Source organism: Desulfuromonas acetoxidans DSM 684 (assembly GCF_000167355.1).
Taxonomy (GTDB): domain Bacteria; phylum Desulfobacterota; class Desulfuromonadia; order Desulfuromonadales; family Desulfuromonadaceae; genus Desulfuromonas; species Desulfuromonas acetoxidans.
Genome location: NZ_AAEW02000050.1, coordinates 1 through 3,009, shown reverse-complemented (window position 1 = coordinate 3,009; position 3,009 = coordinate 1). Strand labels below are relative to the sequence as shown.

2 protein-coding genes and 2 pseudogenes are annotated in these 3,009 nt (G+C 52.1%); 2 read left to right on the top strand and 2 right to left on the bottom strand.

The window, feature by feature from the left end; genetic code table 11:
* A partial coding sequence (locus DACE_RS18755; protein WP_238326442.1) for a hypothetical protein occupies positions 1 to 227 on the top strand: 227 nt, incomplete at its 5' end.
* Positions 118 to 871: pseudogene (locus tag DACE_RS16840) on the top strand (DNA adenine methylase). The gene DACE_RS18755 and the pseudogene DACE_RS16840, both read left to right, overlap by 110 nt.
* A 424-nt stretch (positions 872 to 1,295) precedes the next feature.
* Here DACE_RS16840 and DACE_RS16835 read toward each other — a convergent pair.
* Positions 1,296 to 2,297 (bottom strand): TIGR00266 family protein, encoded by a 1,002-nt coding sequence (locus DACE_RS16835; protein WP_006003415.1) that lies wholly within the window; start codon positions 2,295 to 2,297, stop codon positions 1,296 to 1,298.
* Positions 2,298 to 2,408: 111 nt separating this feature from the next.
* Positions 2,409 to 3,009: pseudogene (locus tag DACE_RS16830) on the bottom strand (hypothetical protein); the annotation flags it as partial.

The following is a 3,009-nucleotide window of genomic DNA, read 5'->3' as shown; positions in this document are numbered from 1 at the left end:
GCAGGCCAGGCTTCCCGCATGTACCGGCAGGAAAAATATCCATCAAACAGATTGATAGGGGCTACTCACTGACAAGCCAATCATTCTTTGATCGTGGTAAGCGTAACTTGCTGACGAATTTTTCCCTTGTTCCCCGACCATCAGTGTTATGTCGAGCCATTCTGTGGCGCGGCGGCACTCTTCTTTATGAAACAGCCAAGCCAGGTGGAAATAATCAACGATATTAATGGCGACCTGGTTAATCTTTATCGGATCGTCCAGCTACACGTCGAGGAGCTGTATAAACAATTTAAGTGGGTGTTGACCAGCCGGGAGAATTGGGATCGCTTGAAACGGACACCCATCGACACCTTAACCGATGTCCAACGTGCGGCCCGTTTTTTTGTATTTGCAGAAGCTGGCTTTCGGAGGAAAGGTTGATGGGCAAACATTCGGCACCTCAACAACATCGCGGCCACGATTCAACTATATGACGATAGAGGATGACCTCGCCGATGCGCATTTCCGTTTGTCACAAACAACGATTGAGCACTTGCCGTGGGACCAAGTTGTCGCCAAATATGATCGTCAACACACGCTTTTTTATTGTGACCCACCATATTGGCAAGTCGAAGGCTATGGCGTTGAATTCGATTGGAAGCATTATGAGCGGCTCCTGGATCTTGCTCGCACGATCAAAGGTAAGATGATCATCAGCATTAATGGCCATCCAGAGATCAGGGAATTATTCGCAGATCTTCCTGTTGTTGAAGTCGATTATCAATACACTGTCGGTGGAGCAGATCAACCAAGTGATTGCGTTGAATTGATCTATGGATCATGGGGAGGATTTGGAACGGAGATTCGCGGCCAGCAGGCAGGATTATTTTGATTTGTCAAATATGCTTTGATTGTGTCAAAAGGAATCTGACGGCGATTTATCGCAATTTTTCGCGCTTATTTTTCGCGACGCGCTTCAAAAAACCGGCTGAACTTCTCCTGAACCTAGATCAACCGACACGGAGTCTGTGTTCGAGATCCGCAACGGACTCGGCTCGCCGCCCTTTAGGTCGACGAATCAAGCAACTCATCAGCACTGGCGTAAAACGTTGATAACAACATTATGTCGCGCTCTATTTTTCCCGTGGCATCGATCAAACGGGCGGGACGGTGCCCGCCCTGCAGTCGTGTGATATTTAGCAGCCCAGCTCTCCCGTTCAGCAGCGCCGAACGTCACGCGCGCACCACGCACCGATATCCTTTGCCAAAGCAATCAGCAGCACAATGTGATTAAAAAACAACAGCGGTGCACTTCCCTAGCCATTATCCCCATCAAGCAGATTTCCAATCGACCCAAGAATTGACCCTTCCCCCTGACTGCCACCTCGTTGCGGTGCCGCCTGCAACATGCGGCCTGCTAGACGTGAGAACGGCAGCGATTGCAGCCAAATTTTTCCCGGCCCTTGCAGTTTGGCAAAAAATAGCCCCTCGCCACCGAACAAAGATGTCTTGATGCCGCCAGCCTGTTGAATATCAAAACTGACCTTGGGCTCATAGGCCACCACACAGCCGGTGTCGACATGCAGCTCTTCTCCGGGTTTGAGTTCGCGCTCGACAATGCTGCCGCCAGCATGGAGAAAGGCCATGCCGTCCCCTTCGAGCTTCTGCATGATGAACCCTTCGCCGCCGAACAGGCCGGTGAGGATGCGCTTTTGCAGATGGAGACCGATGGAAACACCACGCGCCGCACACAAAAAGGCGTCCTTCTGGCAGATCAGGCTGCCGCCCATGGCATCGAGTGCCACGGGTATAATGTTACCGGGGTAGGGAGCACCAAAGGCAACATGGGCTTTGCCATGCCCCTGATGGGTGAACACCGTAGTGAACAGGCTCTCTCCGGTGACCAGTCGTTTGCCGGCTCCGAGCAGTTTTCCCATAAAACCGCCGGTTTGCGGACCACCATCACCAAAGACGGTTTCCATGCTGATGGTGCTGGCCTTGTACATCATGGCCCCGGCCTCGGCAACGGCGCTTTCGCCGGGATCAAGCTCGATTTCGACAAACTGCATTTCAGTGCCGTGGATGGTGAAGTCGATCTCATCAGCACGCCGGTGCGCGGAAGAGGTCAGCGGGCTGGGCGGTGGTGCCACTGTGGTTGGTGCTGCTGCAAGCTCGGCAATCTGGGTGATGGGCAGCCACGTGGAAAAGCCCTCTTTCCAGGCAAAGCCGTTGGGATTGTGGCGTGCCTTTTGCTGGGCTTCTGCCTCGTCAAAAGGACCGTGTTGTTCACCGTTATAACTTAAATACCAGTGGGCCATGGTTGCCTCCTGTCGCTTCAAAACAAGGGGTCGTCGGGAATATTTTGTCGGTAATCAGTGATTTGATAAAGAAAACGCCCCGGAATCGGGGCGTTTTCGTGGTGGGCATGTTTAATGTTTTTCCATCTCTTTTTGCCCTGCTTCGATGTAGGGCTTCGGGTTGATCTCCAACATCGTCAATGACCGTTCGGCATTGCCGTTTTTCGGGTTGCGCAGCAGTGACTGGGCAAAGGCGGCGACCGCTTCATCGGTCTTACCGGCATATTTCAGGGCAACGCCCAAGTTGGCGTAACTCTCTGAAATGGCTTTGGAGTAACGCTCATAATCATTGGGATTGTGTTTATACCAGCGTTCGTAAAAGTCGATGGCCTCTCGCAGAGCCTGCGTAGCGGTTTGCAACTCTTGTGGATCAATGTTAGCCATGTCGATTTGAGTGCGTTCAGTATCCAACTCCTTGCCATAGAGCGCCCAACTCAGGTGAATAACGCCGATATCGTTCATAACGAAACCGTAGTTGATGTAAATATCTTCGCCTTTGTCCGCACCGACATTGGGGTGCTCCATCTCGCGGCGAGCCGCTTCATAATATTCAAGGGCTTCTTTGGGTTTTTTCTCCTTGAGCAGGTTCTGGGCGCTGATCGCGGTCAGGTGAGCATTTTCGTATTTAGGGTCGACTTTCTGGTGCTCAGCCCCGTATTCGCAGTTGCGCAAT